Source organism: Primorskyibacter flagellatus, assembly GCF_048268605.1.
Taxonomy (GTDB): Bacteria; Pseudomonadota; Alphaproteobacteria; order Rhodobacterales; family Rhodobacteraceae; genus Primorskyibacter; species Primorskyibacter flagellatus.
In genome coordinates this window covers 46,064-65,225 of record NZ_JBLWVF010000011.1, presented here as the reverse complement: position 1 = coordinate 65,225, position 19,162 = coordinate 46,064, and the positions used below count along the sequence as shown (strand labels likewise).

At 60.2% G+C, this 19,162-nt stretch carries 17 protein-coding genes; 9 read left to right on the top strand and 8 right to left on the bottom strand.

Features of this window, described 5'->3' with window-relative positions; translation table 11 throughout:
* The first annotated feature begins 96 nt into the window (after positions 1 to 96).
* Complete coding sequence (locus tag ACN0WV_RS12970) at positions 97 to 1,032, top strand: DMT family transporter (RefSeq protein WP_417606311.1); 936 nt, start codon at positions 97 to 99, stop codon at positions 1,030 to 1,032.
* Here the strand turns inward: ACN0WV_RS12970 and ACN0WV_RS12965 are convergent.
* On the bottom strand, positions 974 to 1,636 hold the full coding sequence (locus ACN0WV_RS12965) for a thiamine diphosphokinase (protein WP_417606309.1): 663 nt from the start codon (positions 1,634 to 1,636) through the stop codon (positions 974 to 976). The genes ACN0WV_RS12970 and ACN0WV_RS12965 overlap by 59 nt on opposite strands.
* Before the next feature lie 137 nt (positions 1,637 to 1,773).
* On the opposite strand from ACN0WV_RS12965, the gene ACN0WV_RS12960 reads away from it, so the two are divergent.
* The 3 genes from ACN0WV_RS12960 (at position 1,774) to ACN0WV_RS12950 (ending at position 4,900) form a co-directional block, all read left to right on the top strand.
* Positions 1,774 to 2,928 (top strand): hypothetical protein, encoded by a 1,155-nt coding sequence (locus ACN0WV_RS12960; protein ID WP_417606308.1) that lies wholly within the window; start codon positions 1,774 to 1,776, stop codon positions 2,926 to 2,928.
* A 242-nt stretch (positions 2,929 to 3,170) separates the two neighbouring features.
* Entirely contained in the window at positions 3,171 to 4,202 is a 1,032-nt protein-coding gene (locus ACN0WV_RS12955; protein WP_417606307.1) for an NADP-dependent oxidoreductase, read from the top strand.
* Positions 4,203 to 4,225: 23 nt separating this feature from the next.
* On the top strand, positions 4,226 to 4,900 hold the full coding sequence (locus ACN0WV_RS12950) for a type 1 glutamine amidotransferase domain-containing protein (protein WP_417606305.1): 675 nt from the start codon (positions 4,226 to 4,228) through the stop codon (positions 4,898 to 4,900).
* An 81-nt stretch (positions 4,901 to 4,981) separates the two neighbouring features.
* On the opposite strand, the gene ACN0WV_RS12945 is transcribed toward ACN0WV_RS12950, so the two are convergent.
* The 4 genes from ACN0WV_RS12945 to ACN0WV_RS12930 all read right to left on the bottom strand — a co-directional run bounded on the left by ACN0WV_RS12945 (position 4,982) and on the right by ACN0WV_RS12930 (position 9,629).
* Positions 4,982 to 6,634: a GMC family oxidoreductase gene (locus ACN0WV_RS12945; protein ID WP_417606303.1), complete on the bottom strand. Its 1,653-nt coding sequence runs from the start codon at positions 6,632 to 6,634 to the stop codon at positions 4,982 to 4,984.
* A gap of 159 nt (positions 6,635 to 6,793) precedes the next feature.
* Positions 6,794 to 7,636, bottom strand: a complete 843-nt coding sequence (locus ACN0WV_RS12940) for an amidohydrolase family protein (protein ID WP_417606301.1) — start codon at positions 7,634 to 7,636, stop codon at positions 6,794 to 6,796.
* Between the two features lie 47 nt (positions 7,637 to 7,683).
* The gene (locus tag ACN0WV_RS12935; RefSeq protein WP_417606300.1) at positions 7,684 to 8,403 is read right to left on the bottom strand and encodes a response regulator; all 720 of its coding nucleotides are present in this window, start codon (positions 8,401 to 8,403) and stop codon (positions 7,684 to 7,686) included.
* Positions 8,400 to 9,629 (bottom strand): GAF domain-containing sensor histidine kinase, encoded by a 1,230-nt coding sequence (locus tag ACN0WV_RS12930; protein WP_417606299.1) that lies wholly within the window; start codon positions 9,627 to 9,629, stop codon positions 8,400 to 8,402. The genes ACN0WV_RS12935 and ACN0WV_RS12930 overlap by 4 nt, the downstream gene beginning before the upstream one ends.
* Before the next feature lie 239 nt (positions 9,630 to 9,868).
* On the opposite strand from ACN0WV_RS12930, the gene ACN0WV_RS12925 reads away from it, so the two are divergent.
* The 5 genes from ACN0WV_RS12925 to ACN0WV_RS12905 are packed head-to-tail and all read left to right on the top strand — an operon-like array spanning position 9,869 to position 15,148.
* The gene (locus ACN0WV_RS12925; protein WP_084353976.1) at positions 9,869 to 10,873 is read left to right on the top strand and encodes an ABC transporter substrate-binding protein; all 1,005 of its coding nucleotides are present in this window, start codon (positions 9,869 to 9,871) and stop codon (positions 10,871 to 10,873) included.
* A 6-nt stretch (positions 10,874 to 10,879) separates the two neighbouring features.
* On the top strand, positions 10,880 to 12,322 hold the full coding sequence (locus ACN0WV_RS12920) for a sugar ABC transporter ATP-binding protein (protein WP_417606297.1): 1,443 nt from the start codon (positions 10,880 to 10,882) through the stop codon (positions 12,320 to 12,322).
* Entirely contained in the window at positions 12,319 to 13,254 is a 936-nt protein-coding gene (locus tag ACN0WV_RS12915) for an ABC transporter permease (protein WP_417606295.1), read from the top strand. Before ACN0WV_RS12920 ends, ACN0WV_RS12915 begins: the two co-directional genes overlap by 4 nt.
* A gap of 5 nt (positions 13,255 to 13,259) precedes the next feature.
* Positions 13,260 to 14,201 (top strand): ABC transporter permease, encoded by a 942-nt coding sequence (locus tag ACN0WV_RS12910; RefSeq protein ID WP_417606294.1) that lies wholly within the window; start codon positions 13,260 to 13,262, stop codon positions 14,199 to 14,201.
* Positions 14,198 to 15,148 (top strand): SMP-30/gluconolactonase/LRE family protein, encoded by a 951-nt coding sequence (locus ACN0WV_RS12905; protein WP_417606292.1) that lies wholly within the window; start codon positions 14,198 to 14,200, stop codon positions 15,146 to 15,148. The genes ACN0WV_RS12910 and ACN0WV_RS12905 overlap by 4 nt, the downstream gene beginning before the upstream one ends.
* A gap of 57 nt (positions 15,149 to 15,205) precedes the next feature.
* On the opposite strand, the gene ACN0WV_RS12900 is transcribed toward ACN0WV_RS12905, so the two are convergent.
* From ACN0WV_RS12900 to mmsB, 3 genes are all read right to left on the bottom strand, one after another.
* Positions 15,206 to 16,135 carry a Gfo/Idh/MocA family protein gene (locus ACN0WV_RS12900; protein WP_417606290.1) on the bottom strand — a complete coding sequence of 310 codons (930 nt, stop codon included), beginning with the start codon at positions 16,133 to 16,135 and terminating at the stop codon, positions 15,206 to 15,208.
* Positions 16,135 to 17,877 carry an L-arabinonate dehydratase gene (gene araD, locus ACN0WV_RS12895; RefSeq protein ID WP_417606288.1) on the bottom strand — a complete coding sequence of 581 codons (1,743 nt, stop codon included), beginning with the start codon at positions 17,875 to 17,877 and terminating at the stop codon, positions 16,135 to 16,137. The genes ACN0WV_RS12900 and araD overlap by 1 nt, the downstream gene beginning before the upstream one ends.
* Positions 17,878 to 17,950: 73 nt before the next feature.
* The gene (mmsB, locus tag ACN0WV_RS12890; protein ID WP_417606287.1) at positions 17,951 to 19,153 is read right to left on the bottom strand and encodes a multiple monosaccharide ABC transporter permease; all 1,203 of its coding nucleotides are present in this window, start codon (positions 19,151 to 19,153) and stop codon (positions 17,951 to 17,953) included.
* Positions 19,154 to 19,162: the final 9 nt, after the last annotated feature.

The following is a 19,162-nucleotide window of genomic DNA, read 5'->3' as shown; positions in this document are numbered from 1 at the left end:
GCAGAACAGAATGTGACGCACACGCATAAAGAAATCGCCACACGCAATAGATGAAATCAGATTGCCAAGTTTAACATCTCCGCTTAGCTTGGCTGGATGATGGACAGACCCCTGCTTGGTATCGGGCTCATGCTCGGTTTTTGTGTAGTGGCCCCCATGGGCGATGCGGTTGCCAAGTTGCTTGGCGGCGTGGTCCCGATCGGGGAGCTTCTGTTGGTACGTTTCGGCGTACAGGCACTGGTGCTGATCCCATTGATCGCCATGACCGGACGACCTTGGCGTATGCGTGGACGCGTGTTGCGCCTGACGTTCCTGCGCACCATCCTGCATGCGTTCGGCATTGCAATGATGTTCACGGCATTGATTTACCTGCCGCTCGCCGATGCGGTGGCGATTGCGTTTGTGATGCCCTTCCTGATGATGATTCTCGGCCATTATGTTCTGGACGAAGAGATCGGCTGGCGTCGGATGGTTGCCTGTGCCGTGGGCTTCATCGGCACGCTTCTTGTCGTCCAACCCAGCTTTCAAGAGGTCGGTTGGCCCGCCTTGCTGCCACTTGGCGTGGCCCTGAACTTTGCCTGTTTCATGTTGGTCACACGACAGATCGCCAAAGAGGTTGATCCGATCGGGCTGCAAGCGGTCAGCGGTGTCATGGCAGTCGCAATGATTACCCCCGCACTGTTGTTGTTCGGTGGCAGTTCCGGCTCTGCCTTCACATGGGTGAGCCCGTCGATGAATACATGGGCGTTGCTTCTGGGAATCGGTCTGCTGGGGACGCTGGCGCATCTTCTGATGACATGGTCCCTGCGCTACGCCCCTTCGGCCACGCTTGCGCCAATGCAATATCTGGAGATTCCCTTCGCAACGCTTATCGGCTGGCTGATCTTCAGCGATCTGCCCAACGCCCTGGCATCCGTCGGCATCCTGCTCACCATGGCCGCCGGCCTCTATATCGTCGTGCGCGAACGGAACCTCAGCCGATTACCCCCCACGCCTCCAGGACCTGCGCAAATCCGCTCCGCGGCAGAATAACCAGCATACCGGCACCGTCCGTCTCCAGGTCGACGGGTCCGGTGACTTCGTTGGACGTGCCAATACGCCCGTCAGGTGCAAAGTCGAGGCCGTCGATGGGCCATCGCAGCCCGCTGCTGCGGCCTGTCACAGCGCCCATCGGGAACAGGGAAAACCGGCTGCCCAACGGCAGGTCCAACGCGATATGTCGCGGCGCGGCAAAGACGATATCCACCGCCCCGACCAACAGACACCGCCCGTCATACCGCGCCAACACCGACAGAACCGCAACCTGGTGATCCAGCCGCGCCCCAAGAAACCCGGCACACAGGACGGCGGGCGCTTCGATACTGCGCAGACATTTTTCGAAATCCGTGCTGTCCTGTTCGCTGACATGGTGCAGGCGTTCCGGCGGAATCGTAGCCTTCGCCGCATCTGACAGTGAATCGAAGTCTCCAATCACCGCATGGGGCAAAATGTCACAGCTTAGCGCCACATCAGCGCCACTATCTGCTGCTACCACTTTGGGCGCGTGCCTGAGGCATTCGCTCAAAGCAATTTCGTCGTGGTCACCCCCACCAACCAGCGTAACTGGTTCGGCACTATGTAATATCTTATTGTTCATGTCATTTAATGGCGTTTTTGGAAACAGAACACAATATAGCCGCTAAATCGTTGATTTAAAGGCACAGGTTAGGGCCGCTCAAGGCCGCAATTGCGTGTCAGATATTCTTCTGACCGGACGACAAAGGTGAAATGCGCATGGCAGAGAAAGATAGCACGCTTGCTGTTTCCAATGGGGCATTCACCTGCCGGATTGAAGGTTTCGACAGGCCTGCCGACATCGTCCGCCTGATAGACCGATATCTCAAACAGCGCTCCGGCTCTTTAGATCCAGACCCGGAGCAACCGGATCCACAAGTGCTTGCCAAGATTGTCGGGTGCACAATCGGCTCAGGCGTCCGCGCCTATACGCGCAACGGTATCACTGTATTGTCCCCCTCTGCGGTATCGCCGCCAACAAACCATCAATCTTCAGCAGACGCAGTTGCCGTCGCTCGCGTGGTCAAGATCAAGCGCGCCAATTTCGAAAGGGTTGTCGCCAGGGGGCAGCTTGAAGAGGTCACCGAGGCGAGCGTTTCGCCGACACGCGCAGACTCTGGGCAGCCTCCCGAAACTGGCGTGCAAGCGCGCGCATTTCTGACCGAGCAGCAGGTAGGCGACGACACCCATGGGAACCTGTCCAGACTAATCAGTAAAACCAATGACGAAATGGGGAAGGCCCGCGGACCGCATGGGCGCAAAGCCATTGAGCATCTTCGCGCTGCGGTGGCAGCGACCAAGGCCGGGCTTGGCATTTCCAGAACTGCAAATAATGACATGCACGAACAAGAACAGCATTATCGGCAGGATTTGGCAAAGGAGGTACGAACGCGCAGTGTACCGACGACTCCCGACGACATTGCCAGCCTCTGCAACCCGTCTAAGCCCTACGCCAAATTGGTGCTGGAGGCCGAACAACAGATCAAACCGCCATGCCGAACACCACTGCCGCGCAATGATCGGACCCGAACGCCTGCCCCGTCAGCATCTGAACCAAGGCAGAAAAAGACCGATCATATTGACCGCACCACAACTTTCGTCGCGTTCATCCGCGAGGTGAACGCCATCAGTCTGCCGGACTTGATGGAAGCTGCAACCGTCTATTTGACTTTCGTCGAGGGGCACGCCCAATTTTCGCGACGTCAACTCATGTCCAGGCTCCGCACGGTAAGACACGCAGATTACAGTCGAACAGACCGGTTGCAGTGTCTCGCTCAGCTGCTTGAGAAAGACAAGATCAGGAAACTGAATTGCGGTATGTTCGAGGTCACGGATCAGAACAAATACGTTCCGGTCATTCGACACACCAGCTGAAACGGTCCGGCAAGGCAGCGATCTCGACAGACAACGCCGCCAACCGCGGATACCAGCGATACAGCCAGAAAGCGGCCTTCGCCCGTTGCATTCCTGCGTCGCAGGCATAGCTACATGTTGACCAACGCCACAAATAAGACTCCATAAACCAGACTTGAGCGTTGCCGCCCGCGAGCCTACGCGATCAGCAATGCCATTCACACGGCAGATCAGCTCTAATATCTGCAAGAAAGGACACAATCGTGATACAAACGAGCACCCAGAACCGAAAATTCGTTCTGGCAGAGCGTCCCAAGGGCGAGCCTGACGAAAACACATTGCGTCTGGAAACCGTCGATCTTCCGACACCGGGCAAGGGTCAGATGCTGCTTCGGAACGAGTATCTGTCGCTTGACCCCTATATGCGCGGACGGATGAGCGATGCGCCCTCTTACGCCGCCCCGGTAGAAATCGGCGAGGTGATGATCGGCGGCACGGTGGCGCAGGTGCTACGCTCGGACGTGACCGGGTTTGAAAAAGATGATTGGGTTGTCGCTTTTGGCGGATGGCAGGACTACGCTCTGTCAGACGGCAAAGGCGTTATCAATATGGGCAAATCGCCCGAAAACCCGTCCTGGGCACTTGGCGTTCTGGGGATGCCGGGATTGACCGCCTGGGCAGGGCTGACCCAAATCGGGCAGCCCAAGAAGGGCGAAACCCTTGTCGTTGCCGGTGCCAGCGGTCCGGTGGGTGCGACGGTCGGCCAGATCGGCAAGATCCTTGGGCTGCGCGTTGTCGGCATCGCCGGCGGGGCCGAGAAATGCGCGCATGTTGTCGACACACTGGGGTTTGACGCCTGCATCGACTACAAGGCCGAGGGTTTTCCGGACGCTTTGAAAGCCGCTGTGCCAGACGGCATCGACATCTATTTCGAAAATGTCGGCGGCGCGGTCTTTGATGCGGTGTTTCCGCTGCTGAATACATTGGCACGCATTCCGGTCTGCGGTCTGATCAGCCAATACAACGCCACCTCTCTGCCCGATGGCCCGGACCGCCTGAACCAGTTGCTGGGAACCATCCTGCGCAAGCGGATGACTGTGCGCGGCTTCATCGTTTTTGACGATTTCGGACCGTATTATCCGGAGTTTGCGAAACAGATGGGCGACTGGGTGAAGTCAGGCAAGATCAAATATCGCGAAGAAGTCATCACCGGTTTGGAACAGGCACCCGGCGCGTTCATTGGGTTGTTGAAGGGCGAGGCTTTCGGCAAGCGCGTCGTCAAGCTGAGCGACTGACACAATCCAAAAGGCAATGACCAATGAAAATTCTGATGGTTCTGACATCGCACGACAAATTGGGCGACACGGGAAACAAGACCGGGTTCTGGCTCGAAGAATTCGCGGCCCCCTATTATGTGTTCAAGGATGCGGGCGCAGAGATCACGCTCGCATCGCCCAAGGGCGGGCAGCCGCCACTTGACCCCGGCAGCGATACCGAGGAAGCGCAGACCGACGCCACCAAACGTTTCAAGGCTGACGAGGCGGCGCAGCAAGATCTGGCGACGACCGAAGTTCTGTCGCGCGTCTCTGCCGACGGGTTCGACGCGATCTTCTATCCCGGCGGTCACGGGCCGCTATGGGATCTGGCCGAAGACGCGGACAGCAAGACGCTGATCGAAACCTTTGTCGCAAGCGACCGCCCGGTCGGCGCGGTGTGCCATGCGCCCGGCGTATTCAAGCACGTAAAAGGCGCGGATGGCAAAGCACTGGTATCCGGCAAGACCGTGACAGGGTTCACAAATACCGAGGAAGAAGCCGTCGGTCTGACCGACGTCGTTCCATTTCTGGTGGAAGATATGCTGACTGCCAATGGTGGCACGTACAAGAAGGGCGATGACTGGGCGTCGTTTGTCGTCGTCGACGGCAAGCTTGTGACCGGCCAGAACCCCGCCTCTTCGGAAGAGGCCGCGCAGAAATTATTGGCGCTGCTTTGATATCGCATGACGGGGTGATCATAATTTGATTGCCCCGCCTACCCTCGCTCAACCAAGTTGCACGGCGGCTTTCCGGATGCGCTAACGCCCGGAAAGTATCCAGCCAGCCGCTTTTTCGGCGATCATCAACGTGGGTGAGTTGGTGTTGCCGCTGGTAATTTCCGGCATCACACTGGCATCGACAACACGCAGATTTGTTACGCCTTTAAGGCGCAGATGCGGATCCAGAACGGCTGACGGGTCGTTCTTTCGCCCCATCTTTACCGTCCCCACAGGATGAAAAATCGTGGACGCTATATCGCCTGCAAGCTTTGTCAGATCGTCGTCACTTTGAAATTGGATACCCGGTTTGAATTCTTCCGGCTGATAGGCGGCCATGGCCGGCTGCGACATGATCTGACGCACCTGGCGCAGGCTTTGCGCGGCAACCTTTCGGTCTGCTTCCGTGTCCAGATAATTTGGCGAAATCACTGGCGCGTCACGGAAATCCGCTGACCGGATCTGGACCTTTCCCCGGCTGGTCGGGTTCAGGTTGCATACGCTTACTGTCACTGCCGGGAAGGCGTGCAGTGGTTCGCCAAAGGCTTCAAGGCTTAACGGTTGCACATGATATTCAAGATTCGGGTAAGGCTGATCCGGGTCCGACCGGGTAAACGCCCCCAGCTGACTGGGCGACATGCTCATCGGGCCTGATCGTCTGAACAAATATTCAAGCGCAATTGTCCCCTTGCCAAACAGCGTGCTTGTGAGTGCGTTCAGCGTCTTCGTTCCCTTGACCTTATAGACCGCCCGGATCTGTAAATGGTCCTGCAAATTCGCGCCCACCGAAGGCGTGTCCAGCACCACGTCAATACCGTGCGAGCGCAACAGCCCTGCCGGACCGACGCCCGACAGTTGCAGGATCTGAGGGGAATTCACTGCGCCCGCTGACAGCACCACCTCGCGGGCGGCGCTGACCGAAACCGCTGTGCCGTCCTTATTTACCACGGCACCTGTGCAGCTCGGCTGCCCATCTGCGCCTTTCTCGAACGTCAGTTTCTCAACCTGCGCCGAAGTCCAGACCGTCAGATTGGGGCGCGTCTTGGCCGGGCGCAGAAACGCCTTCGATGTGTTCCACCGCCAGCCGGACCGCTGGTTGACGTCGAAATAGCCGACGCCCGCATTGTCGCCGCTGTTGAAATCATCGGTCCGCGCAATGCCCGTCTGCTCTGCCGCATCCGCGAAACTGTCCAACACATCCCAACGCAAGCGTTGCTTTTCGATGCGCCATTCGCCGCCATGGCCGTGCATGTCCGAAAATCGGCTGTTGTCGCCGGTGTGCGGATCGGCACCGCCATCCAGCCTGTAGTGATCCTCATGGGCCATGAAATCGCGCAGAGAATGTTCCCAGTTCCATGCGTCATCGCCGGTCAGATCGGCCCAGTTATCGTAATCCCGCGCCTGACCGCGCATGTAGATCATGCCATTGATCGACGAACATCCGCCAAGGGTTTTCCCGCGCGGATAAAGCAGACTGCGCCCGTTCAGCCCCGGTTCCGGCTCTGTCTTGTACATCCAGTCCGCACGCGGATTGCCGATACAATAAAGATACCCGACCGGGATATGGATCCACGGATAGGTATCTGCCTTGCCCGCCTCAAGCAGCAGCACCTGATTGTTGCGATCCGCGCTCAACCTGTTGGCCAGCAGACAACCTGCCGACCCCGCGCCGACAATGATATAGTCGAAAATCATGTTGCTACCTGCCTCTGGACCTTTGGGACGTCATGCTAAGCGGGTTGTGCCTGTCGGGAAACTTTGAATGACTTTCATTGTGATGCTTTGGAGGCTGGTCAAGCGGCCATCCCGCCGCAATTCCCACTCGTGGGTTCGTGATTGTCGAAACCAATAGGCTCAATTCGCAAGCGCCCCACCGTAAAGGCGTAGCGCATTGTTCATCCTGATATCTGCCGCTTCCGAAGGGCTATAGGCAGATAAAAACCGGTCGCAAGTCGCAATCCAGCTTGGCAGTCCCATACCAGTGTTGCAGACTGGCCAATCGCTTCCCCAGACAACGCGTTCGGGGCCGAAGATGTCGATCACGCGGCGCATATACGGGAACATCACTGCGTCGGACTGTTGGTCCTGACGTGCATTCGCGGTGATGCCCGACAATTTGATGGCCACAGTCTCTAGCCCTTTGAACCGGGCAAGCGCGTTGGCCCAAGCGTCAAACCCGCCACTTGCAATGTCCGGATTTCCGCAATGATTGAGGATGAAACGCATCGACGGATTTGCCTGTGCCAACTCAACGCCGATCCGAAGCTGATCAGCACGCAAGCACAGTTCGAACGGATAGTCGCGCCGCCCCATCAGCGCCAGGTTCGCACGAAACATCGGACCATCCGAAACGGTGTCCGGTACAACATGCAGAATCTGGCGAAAGGCCCGGACCCCAAGACCCCCGCATTCATCCAGCCAGGCTTCGAAATCACGTTCGGCAAGGCGGCAGGACGCGATCTGCCCGGCGAAACGGCCCTGATCTATCTGACCGGCGATAAAACGCGCCTCCTCCTTGTAGTCCGCATCATCGACGCCGGTTTCCATGAAAAACGACTGCGCGACCCTGCCCGAGGTATCGGCGGCATAGTCATCAAGCGTGAAATTCCGGCTCTCCAGTTCCGCGATGCCGCTGGTCCAGGCATAGCCCAGCCGATCGCGCAGGATGAGATGATGATGTGTGTCCGCATAGGTCATGACTTGAAATCCTGCTTTGCGCCTTGGTCGAACGACAATCTGGGCGCTCATTCACTGCGGGCGAGCTTCTTGGCATACCACGGGCCAAGCTCGCGTTCGGCTGCTATCAGTGTCTCGACGTTCAGCATCCGGGTCAACAGTGCCCGGTTGACGGCCCGCGTGCGCTTGTTGAATGCCCCGCCTTCATCATCGACTTCCAGCTTTTGATAAAGCGACAACAATCGGTTCTGGACAGAGCGCAAAGACATCGCGCGACGATCCGCAATCAGCTTGTCCGTCAGACCCAGTGCCAGATCGACCAGAACCGAGAACTCGCTTTCGGTCAGGGTACTGCGCGGGGTGGTTGCACGTTGATGATAGCGGTTGATCTCGCGGTCGACCATGATCTGGCCTTCGATCAGCACCGCCCGCAAGGCCAGCCCCAGCCGATTTGCCGATGTCGTCTTGAGGACATATCCGTAGGCGCTCGTCTCGGGAACAATGGTGGTGATGCCGCGCAGATAGGCCTCGTCGGCGTAGTTTGACCAGAACAGGATGCGGGTTTCGGGATGCGCGGCCCAGATTGTCCGTGCGGCTTCTACCCCGTTGCGGCCCGGCATCTGCAAATCAAGGATGACCGCCGGATAGTCGCCGGACTTCGCCTCTTCCTCGCCCTTGCCACCATCCGCGACATGGGTGATCTCGCTGACTTCGGGAAGAATATCGCCGACCGTCTCGACCATGAAACTGGCGTGAAACTGGTCATCCTCAACAATCAACAGTTTCATATCGGAACCCCGGTCTGGGCGGATTGCGGCACGGTCAGCGTCACGGATGTTCCGCCATGATCCGTTATTTTCAAATCCGCGAGGATCAGGCGCGCGCGTGTTTCCATATGCATCAGGCCTGACTGGCGCGTGTCGGGACGCCTTGCAAAGCCACGGCCGTTATCGCGGACGCTGATCGTCAGCGCCCCCGCCGCGTCATCGCCAATCGTGACGACAATATTGCTGGCGTCGGAATGGCTGACGGCATTGTTGATCGCCTCTTGCGTGATCCTGTAGATCGCGGTGCGCACCGTCGAACACATCGCATCAATATCAACGCTGGTGCAGTTCTCGACCGTGGTGGTCAGCGTTTCTGCGCCCCCCCTATCGGCCGACGCCGCCTTTTGCAGATGGGTGGACACCGCATGGCTGAACCCAAACAGTTCAAGCTGCGATGGCACCGCCTCGTCGATGATGCGCCGCAGATCGTGGATGCAGGTTGTCAGCGTGTCGCCCAGATAGGTCCGGTCGATGTCCTGCGCCTCGTTTGTCACGACGCGCAGCAACCGGGTCAGATCCGCAAGCGTCTGGTCGTGCAGGTCCATGCCGATGCGCTGACGTTCCTGTTCCAGCGCCTGTGTCAGACTGGACGCGCCCTGCCGCAAGCCCTCTTCGCGCGATTGCATCTCTGAACGGGCCTGCGCATCGCGTTGGGCCTTCTCGATCGCGCGCAAGGCGTGGAAATAGGGGGCGAGCAAATCGGCCAGATGCTGGGCGAAATGCAGGGTTTCTTCGTCGAACCGGTCCGCCTGACTATGCGAGATGTTCAGCGTGCCGATCAATTGCCCCATCACCTTCATGCCGACATGCACGCGCGACCGCAGATTATGGTTGAAGATCGGCTCGCTGGCGCTGTTCGGAAAGATCTGGCGCGGATCAAGCATCGCGTCGGAGCAGATCATATGGTCCAGCTCTCCGGTCAGAACGTCGCGCACAGGCGAATTGATCAGTCGGGCCCTGCGCCGTGACCAGCGTGTCTGGATACCGACCTCGTAGGAGACAAGCCAATCCTCCCCATCGATCATGCAAATATCGAAATGCGTGAACGGCAGCACGGTGGCCACTTCCTGCGCCACCGCAGACAAGGCGGATTGGATCTCGGTCACGCGGGCGAGGTGGTTGGAAATACGAAGGAAAATATCCCTGTGGTATGCGGACGGGTGCGCCGATGTCGCCATCTCGTTCATGTTTCCTCCCTGCGCGGGCCGCGCGTTCCCTTGGACCAGCCTAGCGCGGATCACGGCAGCTGAGAACCGGAATGCCCGCAGCTAATTTGCGGGAACCCGCAAAAGGTTTGCGGCTTGTGCGCTTTACATGAGGTCACCGCATCGCGAGCATGTGCCGAAGTGGTCAGCCCAGAGGAAGGCTGCACGCTTAAGACGCGCGCGGCACTAATGATCGCGCCTTGACCGGGAGGAGACCCAAAATGAAATCACTGCTGCTGAGCGCGGCGGCCATCGCCATGGCTGCGCCCGCCGTATTTGCCGATACATCCGACAAACGCATCGCCCTGTCCAACAACTATGCCGGCAATTCCTGGCGTCAGGCGATGTTGCAATCCTGGGAAGACGTCTCTGCCTCTGCCGTGTCGTCCGGGACCGTCGCGGCGGCGGACGCGTTCACCACATCTGAAAACCAGGCGACCGAACAGGCCGCGCAGATCCAGAACATGATCCTTCAGGGCTATGACGCCATCGTGGTGAATGCCGCATCGCCCACGGCGCTGAACGGTGCCATCAAGGAAGCCTGCGATGCGGGCCTGACCGTCGTGTCCTTCGACGGGATCGTGACAGAGCCTTGCGCATGGCGGATCGCTGTCGATTTCGCTGAAATGGGCCGTTTGCAGGTTGAATACCTCGCAAGCCGCATCCCCGATGGTGGCAACCTGCTTGAACTGCGCGGCCTTGCTGGCGTGTTTGTCGATGACGAAATCTCGGCCGGCATCCACAAAGGTGTCGAGGAAAACCCGCAATTCGAGATTGTCGGCTCGGTGCATGGTGACTGGGCGCAGGACGTGGCGCAAAAGGCGGTTGCCGGTATTCTGCCATCGCTGCCCGAAATCGTCGGTGTTGCCACGCAGGGTGGCGACGGCTACGGCACGGCGCAGGCATTTGCCGCCGCGGGTCGCGACACGCCGCTGATCGTTCTGGGCAACCGGCAGGACGAAATGGCCTGGTGGGCAGAGCAGCACGCCGAGAACGGCTATGAAACCCTTTCGGTCTCAATTGCACCGGGCGTTGCATCGCTGGCCTTCTGGGTTGCGCAACAGGTTCTTGACGGTGCCGAAGTGCCCAAGGATCTGAACGTGCCGTTCCTCAAAGTGACGCAAGACACCCTTGAGGAAACGCTTGCCTCTACGCCCGAAGGGTCGGTTGCAACGACTGACTACAGCCTCGACGATGCCAAGGGCGTTATCGCCGGAGCGATGTAATCTGAAATGAACAGTGCCAAAGTTACCGGCACACCCCTTGTCGCCCTGACCAATGCCGAAAAACACTTCGGTGCGGTCAGGGCGCTTGACGGTGTGAGTATGTCGATCGTTCCGGGCGAATGCATCGGGCTGGTCGGCCATAATGGCGCGGGCAAATCCACGCTGGTCAATCTGGTGAATGGCGGGCTGATGCCTTCGGCAGGCACGGTGAGCTTCCCGGCCACAGGCGCGCCGCGCGCTTTGGAGGCTGGCGTGCGGTCCGTGTTTCAGGAACTGTCGCTCTGCCCCAATCTGACCGTTGCCGAAAACCTGCGCATTTCGCATGCCGATCTGACCGGTTTTGGCTGGCGCACAAGGGCGCATGCCGAGATCCTCAAAAGCCTCGATACCGTTTTCCCCGATCACGGCATCGACCCGAATATCACCGTGGACCGCCTGACCATCGCTGAACGTCAAATGGTTGAAATCGCCATCGGTTTCGCCCCGCGCGGCACGCAGGCCCGGCTGGTCATTCTGGACGAGCCGACCTCTTCCCTGGATGCCGCCATTGCGGAACAGTTGCTGGCCCATATCCGGCAGTTTTGCGCCCAAGGCGGCGCGGTGCTGTTTATCTCACATATGATGGGCGAGATTTTCGATGTCGCCTCGACCATCGTGGTGATGAAGGACGGCAAGATCGTTGCTTCCCACCCGACTGCAGACTTCACCCGCGCCTCGCTGGTCGAGGCGATGGGTCATGTCGCCGGGCCCGAGGCCGAAAAGGCTGCCACCTCCCGCCCGGCATTCGGCGCGGACATTCTGAACAGCAAAACCGGGCTGACCGCCAGCAAGGGCGAGGTCGTGGGACTTGCGGGGCTTGCAGGTCACGGTCAGGCCGAGGCGCTCGCACAGCTTTATTTTGAACACACGTCGTCTTGGCGCGCCGGAAAAGGCTCGAACATGGTGTTTGTCGCAGGAGATCGCGGACGCGACGGTATTCTGCCGCTCTGGTCGATCCTGCGCAACGCAACCGTGTCGATCCTGCCGCAGATCGCGCGTCGGGGCATTGTCGACCGCGCCGCCGAAACCCGCATTGCCGCCGAATGGAAAGCGCGCATCGGCATCCGCACCGCCGACGTGACCAACAATATCCTGTCCCTGTCGGGCGGCAATCAGCAAAAGGTTCTGTTCGCCCGCGCGCTGGCCTCAAAAGCGCCGGTGGTCGTCATGGACGACCCCATGCGCGGCGTGGATGTGGGAACCAAGCAGGATGTCTACGCCATGATCCGATCCGAGGCCGCCAAGGGCCGCACCTTCCTGTGGTATTCCACAGAGACGGATGAAGTCTGCCAATGCGACCGGGTGTTCGTGTTCCGCGACGAGGCGATCTCGGCCGAGTTGACCGGCGCGGACATTACCGAAGACCGCATCTTGGAAGCCTCGTTTGAAATGCAAGGGGTGGACGCATGACCCGTCTGTTCGCGCGCCACCGTATCCTGCTGCCGATCCTGTCGCTGGCGGTTCTGCTTGCGGCGACCTTCTACATGCAACCGCGGGCCATGAGCTATTTCGGCGTCAACTTGCTGTTCAATCTCGCCGTTCCGATCGCGCTGGCGACCGTTGCGCAGATGATGATCATCATGGTCAATGATATTGATCTGTCACTGGGCGCGTTTGTCAGCCTTGTCGCCTGCGTGACAGCAACCTTTCTACATGACACGCCGGTCTTGGGCGTGTTGATACTGGCAGGTTTGATCGCCGCCTATGCCGGGCTTGGCGTCCTGATCCACAGGTTCGAACTGCCCGCCATCGTGGTGACGCTGGGCATGTCCTTTGTCTGGGGCGGCCTTGCGCTCAGCATCCTGCCCTCGCCCGGCGGGACCGCGCCGCCGTGGATCCGCAGCCTGATGACGGTCAAGCCGCCGCTTGTTCCAATGGCGGTTGTGGCGGCCGTTCTGATTGCCGCCGTGACCCATTTCCTGATCATCCGGACCGGCATCGGCACTGTCCTGCGTGGCGTCGGTGGCAATGCCGCATCCGTGGCGCGGGCTGGCTGGCCGGTGCTGCGCCTCAAGGCGTTGGCCTATGCGTTGGCCGGTTTGTTCGGCGTGCTTGCGGGCATGGCACTGGTTGGGCTGACAACGTCGGCGGATGCCAATATCGCGCTGCGCTACACGCTGTTGTCCATTGCGGGCGTCATTCTGGGCGGTGGCGAATTCATCGGCGGCAAGGTCAGCCCGGTGGGTGCCGTGATCGGCGCGCTGACGCTGGCGCTGGCGGCATCGTTTCTGTCGTTCCTGCGGCTTAGCCCGGATTGGCAGATCGGCGCGCAGGGTGCCATTCTGATCCTCGTGCTGACAGCACGGCTGATCTTTACCCGCCGCGACGGACAGGAAGGATGACCCGGATGTTGAGCACTGTTATTTCACGCCCGTGGATCTGGTCATGGGTCGCCGCCGCAGCTGCCTTTGTCATGGTCATGGCGCTGACGCAGGGGCGCGGCGCTGGCGAGCTGGCCTATGCCGCCCTGTCCTTTGGCGCATTCGCCGCGATTGTAGGGCTTGGCCAGATGCTGGTGATAACGCTTGGCCCCGGCAATGTGGACTTGTCCATTCCGGCAGTTATGACGCTGGCCGGCACGCTTTCGCTCAAGGCGATGGGATCGGACCCGAACACCGCCGCGCTTGGCTTGCTGATCGCAATCGCGGCAGGCGTCGGGGCGGGGCTGGCAAACTTTGCACTGATCTACTTGCTGCGTCTGCCCCCTATCATCGCGACCTTGTCGGCATCGCTGGTGTTTCAATCCATCGCGATCTGGTCCAACCGGGGCCTGCGGGTCAAACCGCCAGCGGGGCTGGCCGATTTCGCAACAGGACGCACGGTCGGCATTCCAAACGTGGCCCTGGTGGGCATTGTCCTGTCGATCATCGTCTGGCTGGTGCTGGAGCGCGCGACCTTCGGCCGTTGGCTTCTGGCCTCGGGGCAGAACCTGCGCGCGGCACGGCTTGCCGGCATCCCGGTCGAGCTGGTGCGCGCCACGACCTATGTCACCGTGGCGGTCTTCGCCTCCATCGCGGGCTATTTGCTGGCCAGCTTTTCGGGCGGGGCCGCGCTTAACATGGGGCAGGAATATCTGCTGACCTCCATCGCGGTTGTCGTCATCGGTGGTACCTCGATTGCCGGCGGGTTTTCAAACGTCCCCGGCGTCTGGGGCGCGTCGCTATTCATGTTCTTGGTGGTCTCGATGCTCAACTCATACGGGCTGGGTGCCGGTGTGCGCATGATGCTGACCGGCCTTATTATCATCGGCATTGTCGTTGCCGCCAGCACCCGGAGGATCCGCACATGATACCCCTGCCCCCGCATCTCGAAGCGTATGACGACCGCTTTGCACATCTTATCCATCCGGTGTCGCAGCTGGAGCAGATCGCGACCGGGTTCACCTGGACCGAGGGGCCGGCCTGGTTCGGCGATCACAACTGCCTTCTATTCTCGGACATTCCATCGCAAAGGCTGATGCGGTGGAGCGAAACAGAGGGCACCACTGTCTTTCGCGCGAACTCGGAGTTCAACAACGGCAACACCCGTGATAGGCAAGGCCGCCTGATCGGATGCCGTCACGGCACGCGCGATGTGGTGCGCACGGAAATTGACGGATCGCTGACCGTGCTCGCCGACAGGTTTGAGGGTAAGCCGCTGAATTCGCCGAATGATGTGGTGGTCTCATCCGACGGTGCCGTTTGGTTTACCGACCCGACCTACGGGATCCTGTCGAATTTCGAAGGGTATGAGGCACCGCCCGAGCAGACAGCCCGGCACGTTTTCCGCCGCGACCCGGACAGCGGCGTGGTAAGCGCAGTGGTGTCTGACTTCACCCAGCCCAACGGCCTTGCCTTTTCCTGTGACGAAACGCGGCTTTATATCAGCGAGAGCGGGTCGAGTCATGATGACAGCGTTCCGGCCGTGATCCGGCAATTTGATGTGGACGGCGCAACGCTTGTGGATCGCGGCGTGTTCGCCACGTTGGATTGCGGGTTGCCAGACGGGTTTCGAGTCGACACAGGTGGAAACCTGTGGTCATCGGCCAAGGATGGCGTTCATTGCTTTGCGCCGGACGGAACCCTGCTGGGCAAGATCCTTGTCCCCGAAACCGTCGCCAACCTGTGCTTTGGCGGCCATGACGGCCACCGGATGTTCATCACGGCCACGACATCGGTCTACCGGGTCTTCGTCAACGCCCAAGGCGCGGAACCCTGGGCGCGGCCCGCCCCGCGCGAGCGTCCCGACATGGTGTGATTTACGGCCTGCCCTTTGCCAAGTCGGCAATCAAAGGGAAGGCCACAACACAGCGTTTTACCATTCAAACGGTGCCACCACCGTCCGTCGGCCGAGGGTAAAAGCATCGGCCACATGCCGCATCGGCGAGAGGTCGGCCTCGCTTTGGCCAGCAGCGATGAGATCGGCAAATCGCGCATAAAGCGACGGGTATTCGCCCGGCATCTCTGCCCCGATCTGTGTCGGATTGCCGCCAATGGCAAACGTGACCCCGCCCTCTGACAGAAGAGCGGTCCCTGCATCGGTCTCGATATGAATGTCCCAGCAGGGCGGCCCGGCATGCAGCCAGTCGAACGCGGCAGTGACCTGCGCGCCCCCCGCATCATAGAACGTCAGATCGGCGGCGACAGGCGTGTCGCGGTTTTCCGGGAACCGAAGCTCTGCCCCCGACAGGTGCAGCGCGCGCGGATAGATCTCGGTCAGCACCGACAGTGCATTGATGCCGGGATCGAACACGCCCAGACCGCCCGCTTGCCAGATCCAGTCCTGCCCCGGATGCCAATAACGCACGTCCTCTTTCCACTGAATATCCAGCTTGTGAATGGCTTTGTCCGCAAGCCATGCCTTCGCTTCTGCAACCGCCGCCGCGTGCCGGGAATGCCATGTCGCATAAAGCGTAAGCCCCTTGGCTGCGGCAAGATCAATCAGGTCCTGAACCTCGCTCAGCGTGGCGCCGGGCGGTTTCTCCAGCATCACATGACGCCCCGCCTCCAGTGCCAGACGCGCATCCCCGTAGCGGACCTGCGGCGGTGTGCAGAGCGACACACAGCTGACGTGGTCCTGCGCCTCTAACAGACTGGCCAGATCATTATACGCGGGCACGCCCCCGACCTGAGCGTTGCGGCTGGCCGTCGCGGCAAGGTCGAAATCCGGGCTGGCAGAAATCGCAGGCAAATGCTGATCTCGGGCGATCTTGCCGACGCCGACAATGGCAATCTGATGGGGCATCAATGCGAATCCTTTGGCACGGCGGATCCACGATTTCCGACGAGAAAATCAAAATCGGCCCCGGTTTCGGCGCCTTGCACATGGTCGTGGAACATCTGTGCATACCCGCTGGCGGGCCTTGTATCTTCTGGCTGCCACGCGTCCAGCCGGGCCTGCAACTCGGCCTCTGGAATATCCAGATGCAGCCGTCGGTTGGTCACGTCCAGCTCGATCATGTCGCCATCGCGCACGACTGCAAGCGGACCGCCGCGCGCCGCCTCGGGGCTGGTGTGCAGCACCACGGTGCCATAGGCCGTACCAGACATCCGCGCGTCCGAGATGCGCACCATATCAGTGATCCCCTTCTTCAGAACCTTGGGCGGAAGACCCATATTGCCGACCTCCGCCATGCCGGGATAGCCGCGCGGACCGCAGTTTTTCAGCACCATCACGCAGGTCTCGTCGATATCCAGATCGTCGCGCACAATCTTGGCCTTGTAGTCGTCAATATCCTCAAACACGACGGCGCGGCCCCGGTGGGCCATCAGCGATGGGCTGGCGGCCGAGGGCTTCAGCACCGCGCCTTGCGGTGCCAGATTGCCGCGCAGCACCGCGATGCCGCCTTGTTGGGCAAGCGCCTTGTCGGCGGGCAGGATCACGTCCTCATTCCAGTTCCTGGCGTCCTTGACCTCGTCCCAGACGGCCAGCCCGGACACGGTAAGCGCCTCTTTGTGCAGCATCCCGGCCTCGCCCAGACGTTTGATCACGACCGGCAAACCGCCCGCATAGAAAAACTCCTCCATCAGGTATTTGCCCGACGGCATCAGGTTGACGATGGTGGGAATGTCACGGCCCAGACGGTCCCAGTCTTCCAGTGTCAGATCGACCCCGACGCGGCCGGCAATTGCCATCAGGTGAATGACCGCATTGGTCGACCCGCCAATCGCGCCATTGACCCGGATCGCGTTTTCGAACGCGTCGCGCGTCATCACATCGGATGGTTTGAGATCGTCCTTGACCATCTGCACGATGCGACGCCCGGATTGCTGCGCCATCACCCGGCGGCGCGCATCGACACCGGGGATTGCGGCATTCCCCGACAAGGCCATGCCCAGAGCTTCGGCCATCGACGCCATGGTGCTGGCCGTGCCCATCGTGTTGCAGGTGCCCGAAGACCGGCTCATCGCCTGTTCGGCTTCAAGGAAATCTTCCTTGCTCATCTTGCCGGCCTTGATGTCCTCGGACATCTGCCAAAGCGCGGTGCCGCTGCCGACGCGCTCGCCCCGGAACCAGCCGTTCAACATCGGCCCGCCGGTGACGACAATCGACGGCAGGTCGGTGGAGGCCGCGCCCATGATCAGCGAGGGCGTGGTCTTGTCGCAGCCGACCAGCAGCACCGCCCCGTCGATGGGCTGCGCGCGCATGGTCTCCTCGACCGCCAATGCGGCAAGGTTTCGGTACATCATCGCGGTGGGGCGGAACGTGTTCTCGGACGCCGAAAAGACCGGCACCTCCAGCGGAAAGCCCCCGGCCTCCCACACGCCTGCCTTCACCTTTTCGGCCAATTCACGCAGATGACCGTTGCAGGGCGTCAGTTCGGACCATGTATTGAGAATGCCGATCACCGGCCGCCCGTCGAACAGATCGTCGGGATAGCCCTGATTTTTCAACCAGCCGCGATGGTAGATATTGTCGCGACTGGTGCCGCCATACCACTCTTGCGAGCGCATCTTGCGGGGCCACTGGGCTGGCTTGAAGGTCATCTTACTCTCCTGAATTTATCTCACGGCACCAACCGGGTCCCGGCGTGGGGACAGCGCAAACCTGCCGTCGCTCTCAGCCCTGTTTCTGCTTGTTGTAGACGTCGAAAATAACAGCAGCCAGCAGCACCAGCCCCTTGATCACCTGCTGGTAATCAATGCCGATCCCCATGATCGACATGCCGTTGTTCATCACACCCATGATAAACGCGCCGACCACCGCACCGACAATCTTGCCCACGCCGCCCGACATTGACGCACCGCCAATGAACACCGCCGCGATCACGTCCAGTTCCACCGCGAAACCCGCCTTTGGCGTTGCGGTGTTCAACCGTGCCGCAAAGATCAGCCCCGCCAGTGCGGCCAGCATGCCCATGTTCACGAAGGTCAGAAATGTCAGCCGTTCTGTCGGAATGCCCGACAGTTTCGCCGCTTTTTCATTGCCGCCAAGCGCATAGATACGGCGGCCGATCGTGGTCTGTTCGGTCAGGAAGGCATAGATGATCGTCAGGATGCCCATGGTAACCAGCACGTTGGGCAACCCGCGAAAGGTCGACAGCTTGTACATCACGAACAACAGCGCGCCTGCGACAATCGCGTTGCGCAGGAGGAAAAAGGCGGTGGGTTCGTCTTCGATCCCGTAGGCCTTGTTGCGCGCCCGCTTGCGCAGAACCATCCAGACAATCGCGGCGGCAGCAACAATCCCGACCGCCAATGCGGTGACATTGGGACGCCCGACGCCAAAGACGTCAGGTATGAACCCCGTCGACAGCAGTTGGAAGGACCTAGGGAACGGACCGACGGATTGCCCCTCCAGCAGCCACAGCGACAGGCCGCGAAACACCAGCATCCCGGCAAGCGTGACGATGAAACTGGGGATCTTCCAATAGGCCACCCAGTAACCCTGCGCCGCGCCGATCAGGATGCCCACCACCAGACAGGCCGGGATGGTCAAGGCCACCGGCACGTTCCAGTTGACGATCATCACCGCCGCCAGCGCGCCGACGAACCCCATCACCGATCCGACGCTCAGGTCGATATGGCCGCCCACGATGACAATCAGCATGCCCAGGGCCATGATGATGATATAGCTGTTCTGAAGGAACAGGTTGGTGATGTTGACGGGCCGCAGCAGCGTGCCGTCGGTCACGATCTGGAAAAACACCATGATCGCGATCAGCGCAAAGAGCAGGCCGTAATCGCGCAGGTGGCTGGCAAGATAGCCGGAGATGCTTTTGGCCTTGTCGGCATTCCGGGCTTGCGAGGCGGTGTCAGTCATTTCGCGGGC